The sequence below is a fragment of the Rhizobium album genome (assembly GCF_003122325.1).
Classification (GTDB): Bacteria; Pseudomonadota; Alphaproteobacteria; order Rhizobiales; family Rhizobiaceae; genus Metarhizobium; species Metarhizobium album.
Genome location: NZ_QFBC01000002.1, coordinates 712,081 through 728,468, shown reverse-complemented (window position 1 = coordinate 728,468; position 16,388 = coordinate 712,081). Strand labels below are relative to the sequence as shown.

Here is a 16,388-nt window from a genome sequence, read left to right as displayed (position 1 = left end):
GCAATCCGGCAAAGCGTTCCGGCCCGCTCGTTGCCTTGCATTGCCGCCCGTTTCGCGAAACAAGGGCTGCATGAGCATTCCGACGCCCCATCCCTTCGCCTTCGATCCCGCCTATGGCCTGACGCTTGCCGATCTTCGGGCCATCGCGCCGCCGGAGGCGCCGGCGGGTTTCGAAGCATTCTGGCAGAAACGCTACCTTCAGGCACTCGCGGTCGATCCACATCCGGAACTGAAGGCGAGCGACAGCAAGCATCCGGATTGGCAGGTGCTGGATATCGTCTACACCTCGACGGGCGGCGTCCGGATCGGCGGCTGGCTGCTGTTGCCGAAGGACGGGCCGGTGCGTCGGGGACTTGTCGTCGGCCACGGTTACGGCGGCCGCGACCAGCCGGATTTCGACCTGCCGCTGGAAGAGACGGCGATCCTCTTTCCCTGCTTTCGCGGCCTGTCGCGCAGCCCGCATCCGCCGATCTCCGCGAATGCGTTCTTCCATGTGCTGCATGACATCGACAAGCCGGAACGCTACGTCATCGGCGGCTGCGTCGAGGACCTGTGGCTCGCCGTCTCGGCCCTGCTTGCCCTTTATCCCGGGCTCGACGGCCATATCGGCTACAGCGGCATCAGTTTCGGCGGCGGCATCGGCGCGCTCGCCATTCCCTTCGATGAACGTATCCGGCGCGGCCAGCTGACCGTGCCTACCTTCGGCGACCGCAAGCGCTGGCTCGGCCTGCCGACTACCGGCAGCGCTGCCGCGGTGCAGGCCTACCAGAAGCACCATGGCAGTGTCTTCGAGACCTTGCGCCTCTACGATGCGGCCTGCGCGGCACGCCGGATCACCGTGCCGATGCTGGCGGCGGTCGCCCTCTTCGATCCGGCGGTGGCGCCGCCCTGCCAGTTCGCCGTCGCCAATGCCCTGCCGCAATCAAAATTTAATGAAATCTTCATCCTGGATGCCGGGCATTTCGACTATCCTGAGGCGGCACGGCAAAATGCCGTGCTTCTCGACAGGCTCAGTCTTTTCTTCAAGGCATTATGAATCGCGAATATTTTCGTTGGTACAGCCATCGCCTGAACCGGGATATGGAACTGCTCGTGTTCGGCCACGCCGGCGCGAATGTGCTGATGTTTCCGACGCGCGACGGCCGTTTCTGGGAATACGAGCAGTTGGGAATCGTCGCCAGCCTGGCGGACAAGGTCCGCGCCGGCCAGTTGCAGCTCTATTGCATCGAGGGACTGGCGAACGAGAGTTTTTACGGCCGCCACAGCCATCCGGCCGACCGCATCCGCCGCCATGCGGCACTTGAAGATTACATCCTCCACGAAGTCCTGCCGTTGATGGCCCAGAAGAATGGGCATGACTGCACCATCGTCCAGGGCTGCAGCCTCGGCGCGTTCCAGGCGGCAAGCCTCGTCTTCCGCCATCCGCACCTGTTTCGCAAGCTCGTCGCCTTTTCCGGCCGATACGACCTGACGATGAAGGTCGAAAGTTTTGGCGATCTTTTCGACGGTTATTACGACGATGTAGTCTATTACCACACACCGGCGCATTTCCTGCCCGGCCTGCATTGCGAGCAGCGTCTCCGGCACCTGCGCCAGGTGGACATCGTGCTGACGATCGGCAACGGCGATCCTTTCCTCGACAACAATCATCATCTGAGCCGCATCCTGACCGAAAAGCAGGTCGGCCATCGGCTGCATCTCTGGGATGGCCGCGCCCACCGCGGCAGCGCCTGGAGGCAGATGGCGCCGCTTTACATCTGAGCCCTGCTGCGGGGCGACGACGCGTCGCGCAGGAAAATCTTGCTCTTCGGCTTGCGATGCGCTTGCGCCTGCACGATAGTGCCGGCCGAAATCAGAAGCCGAGGATATTCGGCCAAACGGGAGTGCACGATGAGCAATCACCAGAAATTCTTCATCAACGGCGAATGGGTCGATCCGGTGATCCCGGCAACGCTCGATGTGATCAATCCGGCGACCGAAGAAGCCTACACGCAGATTTCCGTCGGCTCGAAGGGTGATGTCGACAAGGCCGTGGCTGCGGCCAAAGCCGCCTTCGAGACGTTTTCCCGCACGACGCAGGCCGAACGCCTGGCGCTGCTGAAGCGTATCCTGGAAGTCTACAACGAACGTTTCGAAGACATCGCCCAGGCTGTTTCCGATGAAATGGGCGCACCTCTGTCCTTCGCCCGCGATGCCCAGGCCTGGGCCGGCCGCGCCCATATGGAATCGACCATCGCAGCGCTGGAAAACTACGAGTTCAGCCATCAGCGTGGCAAGACGATGGTGGTCAAGGAGCCGATTGGCGTCTGCGCGCTGATCACGCCGTGGAACTGGCCGCTCAACCAGATCGTCTGCAAGGTGGCGCCGGCCATCGCGGCGGGCTGCACCGTGGTGCTGAAGCCGTCGGAAATCGCCCCGATCAGCGGCATCGTCTTTGCCGAGGTCATGGAAGCCGCCGGCGTGCCGAAGGGCGTGTTCAACCTTGTCAACGGCACCGGCCCGGATGTCGGCCAGGTGATGTCCGGCCATCCGGATGTCGACATGGTGTCCTTCACCGGCTCGACCCGCGCCGGCATCATCGTCGCCAAGACGGCGGCCGATACGGTCAAGCGCGTGGCGCAGGAGCTCGGCGGCAAGTCGGCCAACATCATCCTGCCGGACGCCGATCTCGAAACGGCGGTCACCAAGGGCGTCGAAGGCTGCTTCGGCAACACCGGCCAGTCCTGCGATGCGCCGACGCGCATGCTGGTTCCGGCCGATCGCCATGACGAGGCGCTGGATATTGCCCGCAAGGCGGCCGAACCCTTCAAGGTCGGCGATCCGAAGTCGGAAGACACCGTGCTCGGCCCGGTCGTCAGCCAGCTGCAGTTCGACAAGGTGCAGCGCCTGATCGAAAGCGGCATCAAGGAAGGCGCCACCGTGGTCACCGGCGGCCTCGGCCGGCCGGAAGGCCTGAATCGCGGTTATTACATCCGTCCGACCGTCTTCGGCCACGTCACGCCTGAGATGACCATCGCCCGCGAGGAAATCTTCGGACCGGTGCTGTCGATCATCTCCTACAAGGACGAAGAGGACGCCATCCGCATCGCCAACGACACGGTGTACGGCCTTGCCGCCTACATCCAGTCGGGGGATATCGCCCATGCCCGCAAGGTCGCCTCGCGCATGCGCGCCGGCTCGGTCTACCTGAACTATCCGGACTGGGACACCAACTCTTCGTTCGGCGGCTACAAGCAGTCGGGCAACGGCCGCGAATATGCCGATTTCGGCATCCACGATTTCCTCGAAATCAAGAGCGTCGTCGGTTACGAGTCGTAATCGCATCCATCAGTGGCGCCGGCTTCGGCCGGCGCTGCCTCGTCCCTGCCGGGGATGATTTCAGCACGCCGCCCGGCCCGAGCCACTGACATCGAGCGTTGCTTTAAAAGACACACCCGAACGCAATTCTTCTGCAAAGCCTGCCGCCTGCTTGTCGCAACCGTGCGGTGCGGCTAACACGTTGAGGCCTCAAATAGTTTGAAAGCCTTATCATGACGCTGACCGAGCAGAAGCAATATCGCCTGGGCTTGACCTATGTGGCGTTGTCGGCGCTTGCCTGGTCGTCGTCGGGGCTGTTCATGCGGGCGATCCAAGCCGACCTGATGACCATCGTCGCCACCCGCGGCATCGTCTCCGGCCTCGCCACCTTCCTGTTCTTCCTCTATCTCGAACGCAGCCGCGCCTGGGCGATCCTGCGGGCCGTCCGCTGGCCGACCATTGCCGCCACCTTCTTTTCGGCGGCGAGCATGATTTCCGGCCTCGGTTCGATCTATTACACCTCGGTGGCCGATGCGATGGTCATCTATGCGACCGTGCCCTTCGTGACCGCCGGTGTCGCCTATCTCTACATCGGCGAGAAACCCAGCCGGTCGACGCTGATTGCCGCCTCCGTCGCCATGGCCGGCGTGCTCGTCATGCTGATGGACGAAGGCGGCGGCGGCAGCCTGCTCGGCAAGGGGCTGGCGCTGGTCATGACGCTGACGGTCGCGGCACTTGCCACCATCATGCGCAAGCATCGCGACGTGCATATGCTGCCGGCGATGTTTTCCTCCGCCTGGCTCTGCTCGCTCTGCACCATCTGGTTCGCCACGCCGCTCGCCCTCAGCGGCCACGATGTCGGTCTGGTCGTGCTGTTTGCCGTGGTGCAGAATTCCCTCGGCCTCATCCTCTATACCTTCGGCTCGCGCTGGATTCCCGCCGCCGATGCCAGCCTGTTGACGGCGCTCGAAGTGCCGTTGACGCCGCTCTGGGTGTGGATCTTCATGGACGAGGTGCCGGCGCGCTCGACGATGATCGGCGGGCCGATCGTGCTGCTCGCCCTTTTCGGCCACATCTTCGCCGAGATCCGCCGCAACCGCTCGACGGAGGTTGCGGTCCACGCGTGAGGCGGGCGAATATTTTCAGTCATAAAGCTGAAAAATTTTCCGTTTGACTAAATTTTTTCAATGCGTCACTTCTTCTGCAACAACAGGGGAGCGTGACCGGCGTGGCATTGACCATCCGCGAACTCATACAGCAGGCGACGGACAATCTGACCGCCAGCGAACGCAAGATCGCCGGTGCGATCCTTGCGGATTATCCGTTCACCGCGCTGCAGACGATTCAGGATCTGGCGGCCAAGACCGGCGTCAGCGCGCCGTCGATCACCCGTTTCGTTGCCAAGCTCGGCTGTGGCGGTTTCCAGGATTTCCAGCGGCAGCTGATCGCCGAACTGAAGGAGGGCAAGCGTTCGCCGCTCGACCTGAAATCCAGCCAGGTGCCCGTCGGCCATTCGCAATTTCTCAGCGATTATGCCTCGCGCCTCTCCGGCGTCATCGCCGAGATGGCCGAGACGGTGTCGCAGGAGCAGTTCGATACCGTGGCGGCATTGCTGGCCGATCCTGCACGCCATGTTTTCCTGCTGGGCGGGCGCGTCAGCGACAGCCTCGCCGGCTACCTGTCGATCCATCTCCGCCAGATCCGCGCCCGCATCCAGCATATTCCCGCCAATCCGGAAATCTGGCCGGATGCGATGCTGCAGATGCGCAGGAAGGATGTGGTGGTTCTGTTCGATTTCCGCCGTTACCAGCCCAATCTTGCCGAGCTGGCGCATCGCATCGCGACGCATTCTCAGGCGACGATCGTCCTCGTCACCGACCGCTGGCTGTCGCCGATTGCCCGTGACAGCAGCCATGTCATCGCCCTGCCGATCGATTCCGGCACGGCCTGGGACACGGTGGTGGCGGCGATCGCCTTTCTGGAGGCGCTGATCGTCAGGGTTTCGGAAACGGATTGGGAAGCGACGCAAAAACGCCTCAGCCAGTGGGACGGCCTGCGCCTCGACCGGCCGGTCGAAGACGATATCTAGAAAGGGGAATTTCGATGCACCGTGAAGACCTGATGGTGGCCTGCACCAACGACCTGGCCGGAAAGACGCGCGGCAAGGCGTTTCCCGCGTCGCAGCTGGAAAAGCGCCAGCATCGCGGTATCGGCTGGACGCCCACCAATGTCCAGATCACCTGCTTCGATTCGATTTCCGACAGCCCCTTCGGTTCTCTGGGCGACCTCGTGCTTATTCCCGATCCCGCTACCAGGGTGGCGATCGCCACCGAGGGCGACGGTGTTCCGCCGGAACAGTTCGTGCTCGGCAACATCCGTTATACCGACGGCCGGCCGTGGGAATTCTGCACCCGGTCGCTGCTGCAGGCGGCGCTCGATCGGCTGAAGCGGGTCACCGGGCTGACGCTGTTCGGCGCCTTCGAGCACGAATTCCAGTTCGGCGGACCGGTGATGGCGCCGGGCAATTCGTTCTCGCTGGCCGGTTTCCGGATGCGCCGGGCCTTCGGCGAGGCGCTGATCGCGGCGATGCGCGCTGCCGGTATCAGCCCCGACACGTTCATGAAGGAACATGGCGCCGACCAATACGAAGTGACGATCGGTCCCAAGGCCGGCATCCGTTTTGCCGACGAGGCCGTCATCTTGCGCGAGGTGGTGCGAAGCACGGCGCTGGCGCACGATGAAACGGTGACATTCACGCCGATCCGCGATCCGGCCGGCGTCGGCAATGGCGTGCACATCCATATGAGTTTCCTGGATAGCGACGGCAAGCCGGCAACCTGGGACCCGGCCGGCAAACACGAACTGTCGCCGGTCGCCGGCCAGTTCGTTGCCGGCGTTTTGAAATATCTCGATGCGATCACGGCGATCACGGCGCCGAGCGTCGTTTCCTATCTGCGGCTGACGCCGCATCGCTGGAGTGCCGCCTTCAACAATCTCGGTTTCCGCGACCGCGAGGCCTCGGTGCGCATCTGCCCGGTCTCCGATCTCTCTGATATCGCCAAGGCCGCGCAGTTCAACTTCGAATTCCGCGCCGCCGATGCCACTGCCAGCCCCTATCTGCAGCTTGCCGCCATCATCCATGCCGGCGTGCAGGGCATCGAGGAAGGGCTGCCGGTGCCGGAGGCGACGCAGGAGGACCTGTCTCTGCTCGATCCGGCCGCCCTGGCCGAACGCGGCTACAAACGCCTGCCGACGACGCTCGAAGAGGCGCTGAAGCGGTTCGAGGCAAACGACACCGTCACCGGCTGGTTCCCGCAGGGGTTTGCCGACGTCTATGTCAAGCACAAGCTCGGCGAGATCGACCACCTCAAGGGCCGCGAGCTGAAAGACGTCTGCGCCGCCTACGAAGAGGTCTATTGATTTGCCTGATGTCGTCGGTCAGAAGGTCGGCGGCGTGTTGATCCACAGCAGCACGGTCTCGCCGTCATGGCGGTTGCGCCAGGAGTGCTGCCGCTGGCTGGCGAAATAGAGCGAATCGCCGGGGCCGAGATCGAAGAACTGGTCGCCATCGAGCACCATCTCGATCCGCCCGGACAGCACATGGACGAATTCTTCGCCCTCGTGCTTGTAGGCGCCGTCGCTGGAGGCGCCGGGGGCGAGCACGAAGCGATGGCAATCCATCATCAACTGGCCTTCGGCCAGGAGCTGGACGGTGACGCCGGGGGATGTCGCCGGCCAGGCGCGCCACTCGCCGCTGCGCACCACCTCGCGGGCCTCGTGGCTTTCCTCGCCGGAGAGGCGGGAAACGGTGGTGCCGTAATATTCGGCGAGATCGTGCAGCACCTTGAAGGTTACGCCCTGCGACGTACGCTCCAGCGTCGACAGGATGGACGGCGCGATGCCGACCTCGCCGGCAACATCGTCCAGCGTCTTGCCGAGGCCGTGGCGCAGGCTGCGCAGCTTGCGGCCGAGATCGTGCTGCGGCGCGTCTGCGTCGGTTACGCCGTTGTCGGATTTTGCCGGCGGGTCTTCCGCCTCCAGCGCTTCCCGGATGGCGGCAGGGTTGAGGCCTCGTTCGCTGCGCAGCCAGGAAATCCGCTTCAGGCGCGCCACGTCGTCGGCGCTGTATTGCCGGTGGCCGGTTTCGGAACGGTCGGGCACGACGAGACCCTGGCTCTCCCAGAGCCGTAGCGTCGAGGCAGAAACGCCCGCCAGCCGCGCGGCTTCCGCCACCTTGTAGCGCACAGTCTGCATGCTTCTCATCCGCAACCTTTCGCACCGCGTCAAAGTTCTGCTTAACACAGGTTTTGCCGGAAACGGAATTGGGTTGGCCGAAGCAGCGGGGATTTGCTTGAGGGCAGCCGGATGCGGACCGGGTATCTTTCCCGATCCGCATTCTTGCGGGGTATCAGATGTTGGCGAACACGCCGTCGACGGCCTCTGTCGCGGCCTTGACGACGATATCGGCCTCTTCGCGTGTCAGGCAGAGCGGCGGCGCGAAACCGAGGATATCGCCCTGCGGCATGGCCCGGCCGATGACGCCGCGTTCCAGCAGGGCGGCGGCGACCTGCGGGCCGATTTTTTTGCCCGGATCGAAGAAGGCGCGGTCGTCCTTGTCCTCGACGAATTCGACGGCAGCGAGCATGCCGTCGCCACGGACGTCACCGACATGCTTGTGGCCGGCAAGCGCCTTCGTCAGCTCGGAGCGGAAATAGGCGCCGGTCGAGCCGGCATTGTCCACCAGGCCGAGTTCGTCGATCACTTCGAGATTGGCGACGCCGGCGGCAGCGCAGATCGGATGGGCGGCATAGGTCCAGCCATGGCCGATGGCGCCGAGCTGGTCGGAACCCTGCACCAGCACCTGCCAGACCTTGTCGGAGACGATGACGCCGGAGAGCGGCGCATAGGCCGACGTCAGGCCCTTGGCGATGGTGATCAGGTCGGGCTTCATGCCGTAGTGGTCGGAGCCGAACATGGTGCCGAGGCGGCCGAAGCCGGTGACGACCTCGTCGGCGACGAGCAGGATGTCGTATTTATCGAGAACGGCCTGGATCTTCTGCCAGTAACCCGCCGGCGGCGGCACGATACCGCCGGTGCCGAGGATCGGCTCGCCGATGAAGGCGGCGATGGTATCCGGCCCTTCGGCAAGGATCATCTCCTCCAGCCTGTCGGCACAATGTTGCGAGAACTGGTCCTCAATCATCGTGCGATCCGGCCGGCGGAAATAATAGGGTGCTTCCGTATGCAGGATCGGCGCCCGCGGCAGGTCGAAGGCATTGTGGAACAGCGCAAGGCCGGTCAGCGAACCGGTCATGACGCCTGAGCCGTGGTAGCCGCGCCAGCGCGAAATGATCTTCTTCTTTTCCGGGCGGCCGAGGATGTTGTTGTAATACCAGATCAGCTTGATGTTGGTCTCGTTGGCATCCGAGCCGGAAAGGCCGAAATAGACGCGGCTCATGCCTTGCGGTGCACGGTCGATGATCATCTTGGAGAGTGTGATCGAGGCTTCCGTGCCGTGGCCGACATAGGCATGGTAGTATGCGAGGTTCCTTGCCTGCGCGGCGATGGCATCGGCGATCTTCTGCCGGCCGTAGCCGACATTGACGCAATAGAGCCCGGCAAAGGCATCGAGGCTGGTCTTGCCGCTGGCATCGGTGATGTACACGCCTTCGCCGCCCGCTATCACCCGCGTCGGCGTTTCGCCGCGGGCATGCATGCCCATATGTGTCGAGGGATGGAAGAAATGATCGCGGTCCCAGGCGGTGAGTTCGTTGCTTCTGTCGAGCATCGTCGTCCTCTCGGTGTTTTCGTATTGCGTTTCAGGCGGCAGTTATGTTTGTGAAAGTGTCGCAGGATCGAGGGAGAGAGTGAGTCCAATCCCTCTCGCACGAAAAGAGAAATCGACTGAATCCGGTCGCCCGAAGAGAGAAAGTCTCTATGTCGGCTGATCGCCGCCGAGCAGGCTGGCAAGAGGCAGTGCTGTCTCCTCCTTTACGGTTTTGGTGACGATATAGGTGAAGTAGCGGTCGATGCCCAGTTCGCGGTCGAGCAGGCTGTCGACGAGGCGCTGATAGGCGTCGATGTCGGAGGTCATGATCTTGAGGATGTAATCGACGCCGCCGCCGACGGACCAGCAGGCCGTTACCTCCGGGATCGCCATGACAGCGCGCTCGAACTTGTCGAAATCCGCCTGGCGGTGATTGCCGAGGGTGACTTCCATCATCACGCTGGCGACCGGCGCCAGGCGCCGCACGGCGACGGCGGCGTGGTAACCGATGATGATACCTGCCTTTTCCAGCTTGCGCAGGCGCATCCAGCAGGGCGTCGGCGAAAGGCCCACCTGTTCGGCCAACGCCAGCTTGGTGATGCGGCCGTCGCGCTGGATGACGTCGAGAATGCGCAGGTCGATGGCATCGAGTTTCATGCGGGGATGCTCATGCCCGGCATGGCGGCGCAGCAATGCCGGCGTGGTGCGGCAGGACCGATTCTGACCGGTGTGGAGATCATGACGCGCGGGTTTTCCTACCTGTTCCTGGCGGTTGCCAAGCCTGTTTCTGCCTGCGGACCAGATTGCATGTGTTGTCCGGGACGGCAAGCGCACCGACGGCAAGAACGAGCCGGAGCACCGTAAAGATGGTCGTTCGGAAGGCTGCGGCCTTGCCGCAGTTCCTTTCCGGTTGCCGTTGCGGCAGGCGGTGTTTAAACAGCAGGCGTGCTGTTTTCTTTCGGAGTGTCGAGCGTCGTATGAGACCGAATATTCTCCTGATCACTGCCGACCAATGGCGGGGCGATTGCCTGTCCGCCGTTGGACATCCGGTCGTCAAAACTCCGAATGTCGATGCGCTGGCCGGCGAGGGAACCCTGTTCCGGCGCCACTATGCCGGTGCCGCGCCCTGTTCGCCGGCGCGCGCCAGCCTTTATACCGGGCTCTACCAGATGAACCACCGCGTCTGCCGCAACGGTTCGCCGCTCGATGCCCGCTTCGACAATATCGCCTTGATGGCGCGGCGGGCAGGGTACGATCCGACGCTGTTCGGCTACACCGATACCGCACCGGACCCGCGCCGCCTTGCCCCCGGCGATCTGCATCTCACCAGCTACGAGGGCGTGCTTCCCGGCTTTACGGCGCGCCAGCTCCTGCCGGAACATGAAAAGCAATGGCTTTCCTGGCTGCGCGACCGCGGCCATGCGGATGCGACGGACCGCAGCGTCCACAAGCCCGTAGGCGACCTGCCCGAGGTGAACGCCGGAGCGCCTGCCTATGCGCAGGACGAAACGCAGACTGCGTTCCTCACCGGCGAATTCATCCGCTGGCTCGGCGAGCAGGAGGCGCCGTGGTTTGCGCATATCTCCTTTCTCCGGCCGCATCCGCCCTTCGTCGTGCCGGCACCCTACAACACCATGTACGCACCGCCGCAGGACGATACCTTCGTCCGCCATGCCGACCGGGACCGCGAAAAAGCGCAGCACCCCTATCTCGCCTATGATCTCGACCGCCAGCCGAAGGGTGCCTTCGTCTTTGACGCCAAGGGTGGGGTGGGCGACTGGAGCGCACAGGAATTCGCGACGCTCCGCGCGGTCTATTACGGCATGATTTCGGAAGTCGATGCACAGCTCGGCCGCCTCTGGCAGGCGCTGCGGGACAGGGGGGCGTGGGACAACACCGTCATCGTCTTCACCTCGGATCATGCCGAGATGGCGGGCGACCACTGGTCCTTCGGCAAGAGCGGTTTCTTCGACGGCTCCTATCATATCCCGCTGGTGATCCGCGATCCCGCCTCGAAGGTAGGCGGCGGGCAGGTGGAGCAATTCACCTCTGCCACCGATATTTTCCCGACGCTCTGCGAAAGGCTGGGCGAAAGTCCGGAAGGGCATTTCGACGGCGCATCCCTCTCCGGTTTTCTCGCCGGTGAAGCGCCGGCCGTCTGGCGCGACGGTGCGTTCTGGGAGTTCGATTTCCGCGATATCGCCCGCGGGCGGCAGGAGGCGCATTTCGGCCTGCCGTCGAATGCCTGCAACCTTTCGGTCTATCGCGATGCGGCGTTCAAATACGTACATTTTGCCGGCATGCGGCCACTGCTCTTCGATCTCGGCAAGGATCCCGGTGAATTGCGGAATGTCGCCGACGACCCGGCCTATCTCGGCACGCGGCTCGCTTATGCCGAAAAGCTTTTGTCCTTGCGGGCGCGGCACCTCGACCAGACGCTGGCCTATACGGAACTGACGGAAAACGGACCGGTGCGCGGGCGCCGCTAGGCGTTTGGAGTACGGAAAAAGGGGAAGACCGCATGACAGGCATCGATATTGCCGAATTGACCGTGAGCGCGGCGCAGCAGGCATTTGCACGCGGCGAGTTGACTGCGGAAAGCCTTGCCCGGGCCTGCCTCGACCGGATCGCCGAATTCAATCCGTACTACAACGCCATCATCTTCCTCAATGAAAAGGCGCTGGACGAGGCGCGCGATATCGATCGCCGCCGCGCGGCGGGCGAGGCGCTCGGGCCGCTTGCCGGCATTCCCATCGTCGTCAAGGATACGATGGATATGGTCGGTTTCCCGACCACCGGCGGATGGTCGCTGCTGTCCAGCCGCACCGGCGGCATCGACCTCCTTCCGGCGAGAGACAGCGATGTCGTGGCGCGCATGCGCGCTGCCGGCTGCGTCGTTCTCGGCAAGACCAACGTGCCGGTGCTGAGCGCCACCGGCACCCATGCCGATGACAGCTGGGCAGGCCCGACGCTGAATGCCGTCGATGCGACGCTCGTCCCGGGCGGCAGCAGCGCCGGAACGGCCACCGCCGTCGCCGCCGGCTTCGCCATCATCGGCCTTGCCGAGGAAACGGGCGGTTCGATCCAGAATCCGGCCTCGGCGCAGGCGCTGGTCGGCATCAAGCCGACCTTCGGGCTGATCTCCAATACCGGCATCATGCCGCTCGGCGGCAGCACGCTCGACGTGGCCGGCCCGATTGCCCGCAGCGTGACGGATGCCGCCCTGGCGCTGGATGTCATGGCCGGTTTTTCGCCGAACGATCCGAAGACCGTCGCCGGTCTCGGCAGCCGCCCGGCGGGCGGTTATGCCGCCGGTCTCGATGCGCAGTCCCTGCAGGGCAAAAGGCTTGGCCTGTTCGGCCCCGGCTGGCGCCGTCCCGGCGAAAGTTTTCGCCGGCGGCCGCTGCATCCGGAGATCGATGCGGCCTATCGCCGTGCGCAGGACGAATTGCGCGGGCGGGGAGCGACGCTTGTCGAGGATCCGTTCGCGGCAAGCGGTTTTGCCGATCTGATGCGCACCTCCGCCGGCGCCGAAGATTTCGACATCCGCGGCATGGAAGGCCTTCCTTACGACCTGCAGCAATATCTGCGTAATCTCGGCCCCGATGCCGCCCTGCAAAGCTTCGCGGCCTTTGCCGAAGCGACCAAGGCCGAAAATCCGTTCGCACCCGGCGGCGTGCTTGCCTATATGCACGACCTGCCGGAATTCGTCGCCATCCTTGCCGATCCGCTGCCGCGGCCGACGCTCGAAACATTCTTCCTGCTGCGCGATGCCTATTTGCGGATCTTCAACACGGTGATGCAGGACAAGGCACTCGATGCTCTTGTTTTCCCGCAGATGATGGATCCGGCGCCGAAACGCGGCGCGGGCATCTCCATCCGCGAGACGACGGTGGCCGAAATCAATATTGCCGGACTGCCGGGCGTCACCGTTCCCGCCGGTTATCTGGAGGGCGGCGAACCCTTCAACCTGATCTTCATCGGGCGCGCCTGCAGCGAGGCCGGACTGTTGTCCCTGGCGTATGACTACGAGCAGGCGACCCGCCACCGCCGTTCCGCCGTGCTTCGCCAGGCATGATCTTTAACCCCCGTCATGCTGTGATCGTGGACAGCAAGGCACGATGATGGTGAAGATGGAAGCGCCGTTTCATGGACAATGACGACGCCGCCGGCGATACGGCAGAGCAGACCGGGGACCGCCGGACAGGGCGCCATCTTTCACAGATCCTCGCGGCGATCGCGGCGGATGAAAGCCGCCAGCGTGTCTCCGTCGGCGACCTGTTCCAGGCTCTTGGCGACCGCGCCTTCGGCGCCCTGATGTTGATCTTCGCCTTGCCGAACGTCGTGCCGACGCCGCCTGGGACCTCGGCCTTGCTGGGCACGCCGCTGGTGTTCCTGGCCGCGCAGCTGATGCTCGGCTATTCGCCGTGGCTGCCGCAATTCATCGCGAAACGATCGATGTCACGCGCGGATTTCGCAGCGGTCGTGCGCCGCATCGCGCCCTGGCTGGCGAGGGCCGAACGCATGCTGAGACCGCGGCTGACGGTGCTGGTCTATCCGCCGGCGGAATATCTCGTGGGATTCGCCTGTTTCTGCCTTGCGGTCATCCTGGCTTTGCCTATCCCGCTCGGAAACATCTTGCCCGCACTGGCCATCTGCCTGTTTTCCTTCGGCATCCTGGAGAGGGACGGGCTCTGCACCATCATCGGCTGGCTGCTGTCCATCGTCTCCGTCATCGTTGTCGCCGGTGTCCTCTACGCCCTGTTCAAAGTGCTCGTCCTGTTGGTCTCGACGGCTTTCACATGACCCCCGGCGCGGTGATTTCGCACCTGCTCATTTGACAGACTGGCATGAAGATGGCAGCAAACGGCAAGAGGACAATCTCGGATCGGGGTCATGGCAAAACGATCGGATAGTGGCGGACGGCTTGACGAGGCGGCGCGGGCCGGCTGGCTGTATTACGTCGCCGGCCGGACCCAGGACGAGATCGCCACGACCATGGGGATTTCGCGCCAGTCGGCGCAACGCCTGGTGTCGCTTGCCGTCGCCGAGCGGCTGATCAAGGTCAGGCTCGACCATCCGATCGCCGCCTGCCTGGAGCTTGCCCGCGATCTCTCGGAAAAATTCGACCTGAAATATGTCGACATCGTTCCCAGCGATCCGGCCTCGACCTCGACCACGGTCGGTATTGCCGAAGCGGGGGCTGCGGAAATCGAACGCTGGCTGAAGAAGCCGGAGCCGATCGTCATGGCGGTCGGCACCGGCCGGACGCTGAAGGCCGCCGTCGACCAGCTGCCGGTGATCGACTGTCCGCAGCACCGCGTCGTCTCGCTGACCGGCAATATCGGTCCGGACGGCGCGGCCGCCTATTACAACGTCGTCTTCAGCATGGCCGATGCCATCAAGGCGCGGCATTTCCCGATGCCGCTGCCGGTGCTCGTCTCGTCGGCCGCCGAGCGGGAACTGCTGCACGAACAGGCACTGGTGCGCTCGACGCTGGCGCTGGGCGCGCAGGCGAACGTAACCTTCGTCGGTGTCGGCGAAATGGGCCAGGAGGCGCCGCTGTGCGTCGACGGTTTCCTGGCGAAGGATGAAATGGCAAGCCTCGTTTCCGCCGGCGCCATCGGAGAAATCTGCGGCTGGATCTTCGACCGCAACGGCCGGTTGCTCGACAACCCCGTCAACGAACGGGTGGCGAGCGTTCCCGTGCCCTCGCGCGAGACATCGGTGGTCATCGGCATCGCCAAGGGCAAGCGCAAGTTCCAGGCCATCTGCGCCGCCCTGAAGGGGCGCATGCTCAATGGAATCATCACCGACGAGATGACGGCTGAGTATTTGCTCAAATCGTGAGCATAAATTATTTCATTTAAAATCATCGGCTTACCATTATTTTGCGGCGCTGCAGCAACGAATCCGCATTGACTTTTTTCGCGCAAAGATGAGTAATTGCTCATGAGCAAAGCGAATGCTCACTCTTTTTTCTTCTGGGAGGAAGACATGACATTGAAGACTATTCTGCTCGGCGCCTGCTCGGCGCTGGCATTTGCCGGCCTGGCTTCCGCTGAAACGCTGACCATCGCGACCGTGAACAACGGCGACATGATCCGCATGCAGAAGCTGACGGACGATTTCACTTCAAAGAACCCCGGCATCGAGCTGGAATGGGTAACGCTGGAAGAAAACGTCCTGCGCCAGAAGGTAACGACCGACATCGCCACCAAGGGCGGTCAGTTCGACATCATGACCATCGGCACCTATGAGGTTCCGATCTGGGCCAAGCAGGGCTGGCTGCTGCCGCTCGACAATCTCGGCGCCGACTACGACGTCGACGACCTTTTGCCGGCCATCCGCTCGGGCCTGACCGGCGAGGACGGCAAGCTGTATGCCGCGCCGTTCTACGGCGAAAGCTCGATGGTCATGTACCGCAAGGACCTCATGGAAAAGGCCGGGCTGACCATGCCCGACGCGCCCACCTGGGAGTTCATTGCCGATGCGGCGCGCAAGATGACCGACAAGAGCAACGAGGTCTACGGCATCTGCCTGCGCGGCAAGGCCGGCTGGGGCGAAAACATGGCCTTCCTGACGGCCACCGCGAACGCCTTCGGCGCCCGCTGGTTCGACGAGAAGTGGACGCCGCAGTTCGACCAGCCGGAATGGAAGAACGCGCTTGAATTCTACGTCAAGCTGCTGAACGAAGCCGGCCCTCCGGGCGCCTCCTCGAACGGCTTCAATGAAAACCTCGCTCTGTTCCAGACCGGCAAGTGCGGCATGTGGATCGATGCGACTGTGGCCGCTTCCTTCGTGACCAACCCGAAGGAATCCAAGGTTGCCGACAAGGTGGGCTTCGCGCTCGCTCCGGATACTGGCCTCGGCAAGCGCGGCAACTGGCTCTGGGCTTGGAACCTCGCCATCCCCGCCGGCACGCAGAAGCAGGAAGCGGCCGAAAAGTTCGTCTCCTGGGCAACCAGCAAGGCTTACCTCGACCTCGTGGCTTCCAAGGAAGGCTGGGCCAACGTTCCTCCGGGCACGCGCACCTCGCTCTACGAAAACCCGGAATACCAGAAGGCGGCGCCTTTCGCGAAGATGACGCTCGACTCCATCAACGCGGCTGACCCGAAGAACCCGGCCGTCAAGCCGGTGCCTTATGTCGGCGTGCAGTTCGTCGCCATTCCCGAATTCCAGGGTCTCGGCACGGCCGTTGGCCAGCAGTTCTCGGCAGCCCTCGCAGGTCAGGTCACGGTCGACCAGGCGCTGCAGAGCGCCCAGCAGCTGACCACCCGCGAAATGACCAAGGCCGGCTACATCAAGTAATGGCTCCCAAGGA

14 protein-coding genes are annotated in these 16,388 nt (G+C 63.5%); 11 read left to right on the top strand and 3 right to left on the bottom strand.

Going from position 1 to position 16,388, the window contains the following annotated elements; translation table 11 throughout:
- Window positions 1–70 precede the first annotated feature (70 nt).
- The 6 genes from DEM27_RS07685 to DEM27_RS07660 all read left to right on the top strand — a co-directional run bounded on the left by DEM27_RS07685 (window position 71) and on the right by DEM27_RS07660 (window position 6,717).
- On the top strand, window positions 71–1,036 hold the full coding sequence (locus DEM27_RS07685; RefSeq protein WP_109457598.1) for an acetylxylan esterase: 966 nt from the start codon (window positions 71–73) through the stop codon (window positions 1,034–1,036).
- A complete protein-coding gene (locus DEM27_RS07680) occupies window positions 1,033–1,761 on the top strand; it encodes an esterase family protein (protein WP_109457597.1) in 729 nt (242 codons plus the stop codon). Before DEM27_RS07685 ends, DEM27_RS07680 begins: the two co-directional genes overlap by 4 nt.
- 129 nt (window positions 1,762–1,890) lie before the next feature.
- Window positions 1,891–3,318 carry an aldehyde dehydrogenase family protein gene (locus DEM27_RS07675; protein ID WP_109457596.1) on the top strand — a complete coding sequence of 476 codons (1,428 nt, stop codon included), beginning with the start codon at window positions 1,891–1,893 and terminating at the stop codon, window positions 3,316–3,318.
- Between the two features lie 212 nt (window positions 3,319–3,530).
- The gene (locus DEM27_RS07670; protein ID WP_109457595.1) at window positions 3,531–4,424 is read left to right on the top strand and encodes a DMT family transporter; all 894 of its coding nucleotides are present in this window, start codon (window positions 3,531–3,533) and stop codon (window positions 4,422–4,424) included.
- Window positions 4,425–4,525: 101 nt separating this feature from the next.
- Window positions 4,526–5,386: a MurR/RpiR family transcriptional regulator gene (locus DEM27_RS07665; RefSeq protein ID WP_245445706.1), complete on the top strand. Its 861-nt coding sequence runs from the start codon at window positions 4,526–4,528 to the stop codon at window positions 5,384–5,386.
- Window positions 5,387–5,400: 14 nt separating this feature from the next.
- Window positions 5,401–6,717 (top strand): glutamine synthetase family protein, encoded by a 1,317-nt coding sequence (locus tag DEM27_RS07660; RefSeq protein ID WP_109457594.1) that lies wholly within the window; start codon window positions 5,401–5,403, stop codon window positions 6,715–6,717.
- An 18-nt stretch (window positions 6,718–6,735) separates the two neighbouring features.
- On the opposite strand, the gene DEM27_RS07655 is transcribed toward DEM27_RS07660, so the two are convergent.
- The 3 genes from DEM27_RS07655 to DEM27_RS07645 form a co-directional block, all read right to left on the bottom strand.
- Window positions 6,736–7,560 carry a MerR family transcriptional regulator gene (locus DEM27_RS07655; RefSeq protein WP_109457593.1) on the bottom strand — a complete coding sequence of 275 codons (825 nt, stop codon included), beginning with the start codon at window positions 7,558–7,560 and terminating at the stop codon, window positions 6,736–6,738.
- 145 nt (window positions 7,561–7,705) lie between these two features.
- Window positions 7,706–9,085, bottom strand: coding sequence for an aspartate aminotransferase family protein (locus tag DEM27_RS07650; protein WP_109457592.1), 1,380 nt, complete (start codon window positions 9,083–9,085; stop codon window positions 7,706–7,708).
- Between the two features lie 147 nt (window positions 9,086–9,232).
- The gene (locus tag DEM27_RS07645) at window positions 9,233–9,721 is read right to left on the bottom strand and encodes an Lrp/AsnC family transcriptional regulator (protein ID WP_109457591.1); all 489 of its coding nucleotides are present in this window, start codon (window positions 9,719–9,721) and stop codon (window positions 9,233–9,235) included.
- Window positions 9,722–10,041: 320 nt separating this feature from the next.
- Here DEM27_RS07645 and DEM27_RS07640 point away from each other — a divergent pair, with 320 nt between their 5' ends.
- From DEM27_RS07640 to DEM27_RS07620, 5 genes are all read left to right on the top strand, one after another.
- The gene (locus DEM27_RS07640) at window positions 10,042–11,553 is read left to right on the top strand and encodes an alkaline phosphatase family protein (protein WP_109457590.1); all 1,512 of its coding nucleotides are present in this window, start codon (window positions 10,042–10,044) and stop codon (window positions 11,551–11,553) included.
- A gap of 32 nt (window positions 11,554–11,585) precedes the next feature.
- Window positions 11,586–13,142: an amidase gene (locus DEM27_RS07635; protein WP_109457589.1), complete on the top strand. Its 1,557-nt coding sequence runs from the start codon at window positions 11,586–11,588 to the stop codon at window positions 13,140–13,142.
- 71 nt (window positions 13,143–13,213) lie between these two features.
- The gene (locus DEM27_RS07630; protein ID WP_109457588.1) at window positions 13,214–13,870 is read left to right on the top strand and encodes an exopolysaccharide biosynthesis protein; all 657 of its coding nucleotides are present in this window, start codon (window positions 13,214–13,216) and stop codon (window positions 13,868–13,870) included.
- Window positions 13,871–13,960: 90 nt separating this feature from the next.
- Window positions 13,961–14,914, top strand: a complete 954-nt coding sequence (locus tag DEM27_RS07625; protein WP_109457587.1) for a sugar-binding transcriptional regulator — start codon at window positions 13,961–13,963, stop codon at window positions 14,912–14,914.
- Between the two features lie 147 nt (window positions 14,915–15,061).
- Window positions 15,062–16,375 (top strand): ABC transporter substrate-binding protein, encoded by a 1,314-nt coding sequence (locus DEM27_RS07620; RefSeq protein WP_109457586.1) that lies wholly within the window; start codon window positions 15,062–15,064, stop codon window positions 16,373–16,375.
- The last annotated feature ends 13 nt before the right edge of the window (window positions 16,376–16,388 follow it).

Bases quoted from the DNA above. Each gene is read 5' to 3' on its own strand.
- DEM27_RS07640 (WP_109457590.1), top strand. From the start codon at position 10,042: ATGAGACCGAATATTCTCCTGATCACTGCCGACCAATGGCGGGGCGAT.
- DEM27_RS07620 (WP_109457586.1), top strand. From the start codon at position 15,062: ATGACATTGAAGACTATTCTGCTCGGCGCCTGCTCGGCGCTGGCATTT.
- DEM27_RS07660 (WP_109457594.1), top strand. From the start codon at position 5,401: ATGCACCGTGAAGACCTGATGGTGGCCTGCACCAACGACCTGGCCGGA.
- DEM27_RS07685 (WP_109457598.1), top strand. From the start codon at position 71: ATGAGCATTCCGACGCCCCATCCCTTCGCCTTCGATCCCGCCTATGGC.
- DEM27_RS07630 (WP_109457588.1), top strand. From the start codon at position 13,214: ATGGACAATGACGACGCCGCCGGCGATACGGCAGAGCAGACCGGGGAC.
- DEM27_RS07675 (WP_109457596.1), top strand. From the start codon at position 1,891: ATGAGCAATCACCAGAAATTCTTCATCAACGGCGAATGGGTCGATCCG.
- DEM27_RS07670 (WP_109457595.1), top strand. From the start codon at position 3,531: ATGACGCTGACCGAGCAGAAGCAATATCGCCTGGGCTTGACCTATGTG.
- DEM27_RS07645 (WP_109457591.1), bottom strand. From the start codon at position 9,721: ATGAAACTCGATGCCATCGACCTGCGCATTCTCGACGTCATCCAGCGC.
- DEM27_RS07625 (WP_109457587.1), top strand. From the start codon at position 13,961: ATGGCAAAACGATCGGATAGTGGCGGACGGCTTGACGAGGCGGCGCGG.
- DEM27_RS07650 (WP_109457592.1), bottom strand. From the start codon at position 9,085: ATGCTCGACAGAAGCAACGAACTCACCGCCTGGGACCGCGATCATTTC.
- DEM27_RS07680 (WP_109457597.1), top strand. From the start codon at position 1,033: ATGAATCGCGAATATTTTCGTTGGTACAGCCATCGCCTGAACCGGGAT.
- DEM27_RS07635 (WP_109457589.1), top strand. From the start codon at position 11,586: ATGACAGGCATCGATATTGCCGAATTGACCGTGAGCGCGGCGCAGCAG.
- DEM27_RS07655 (WP_109457593.1), bottom strand. From the start codon at position 7,560: ATGAGAAGCATGCAGACTGTGCGCTACAAGGTGGCGGAAGCCGCGCGG.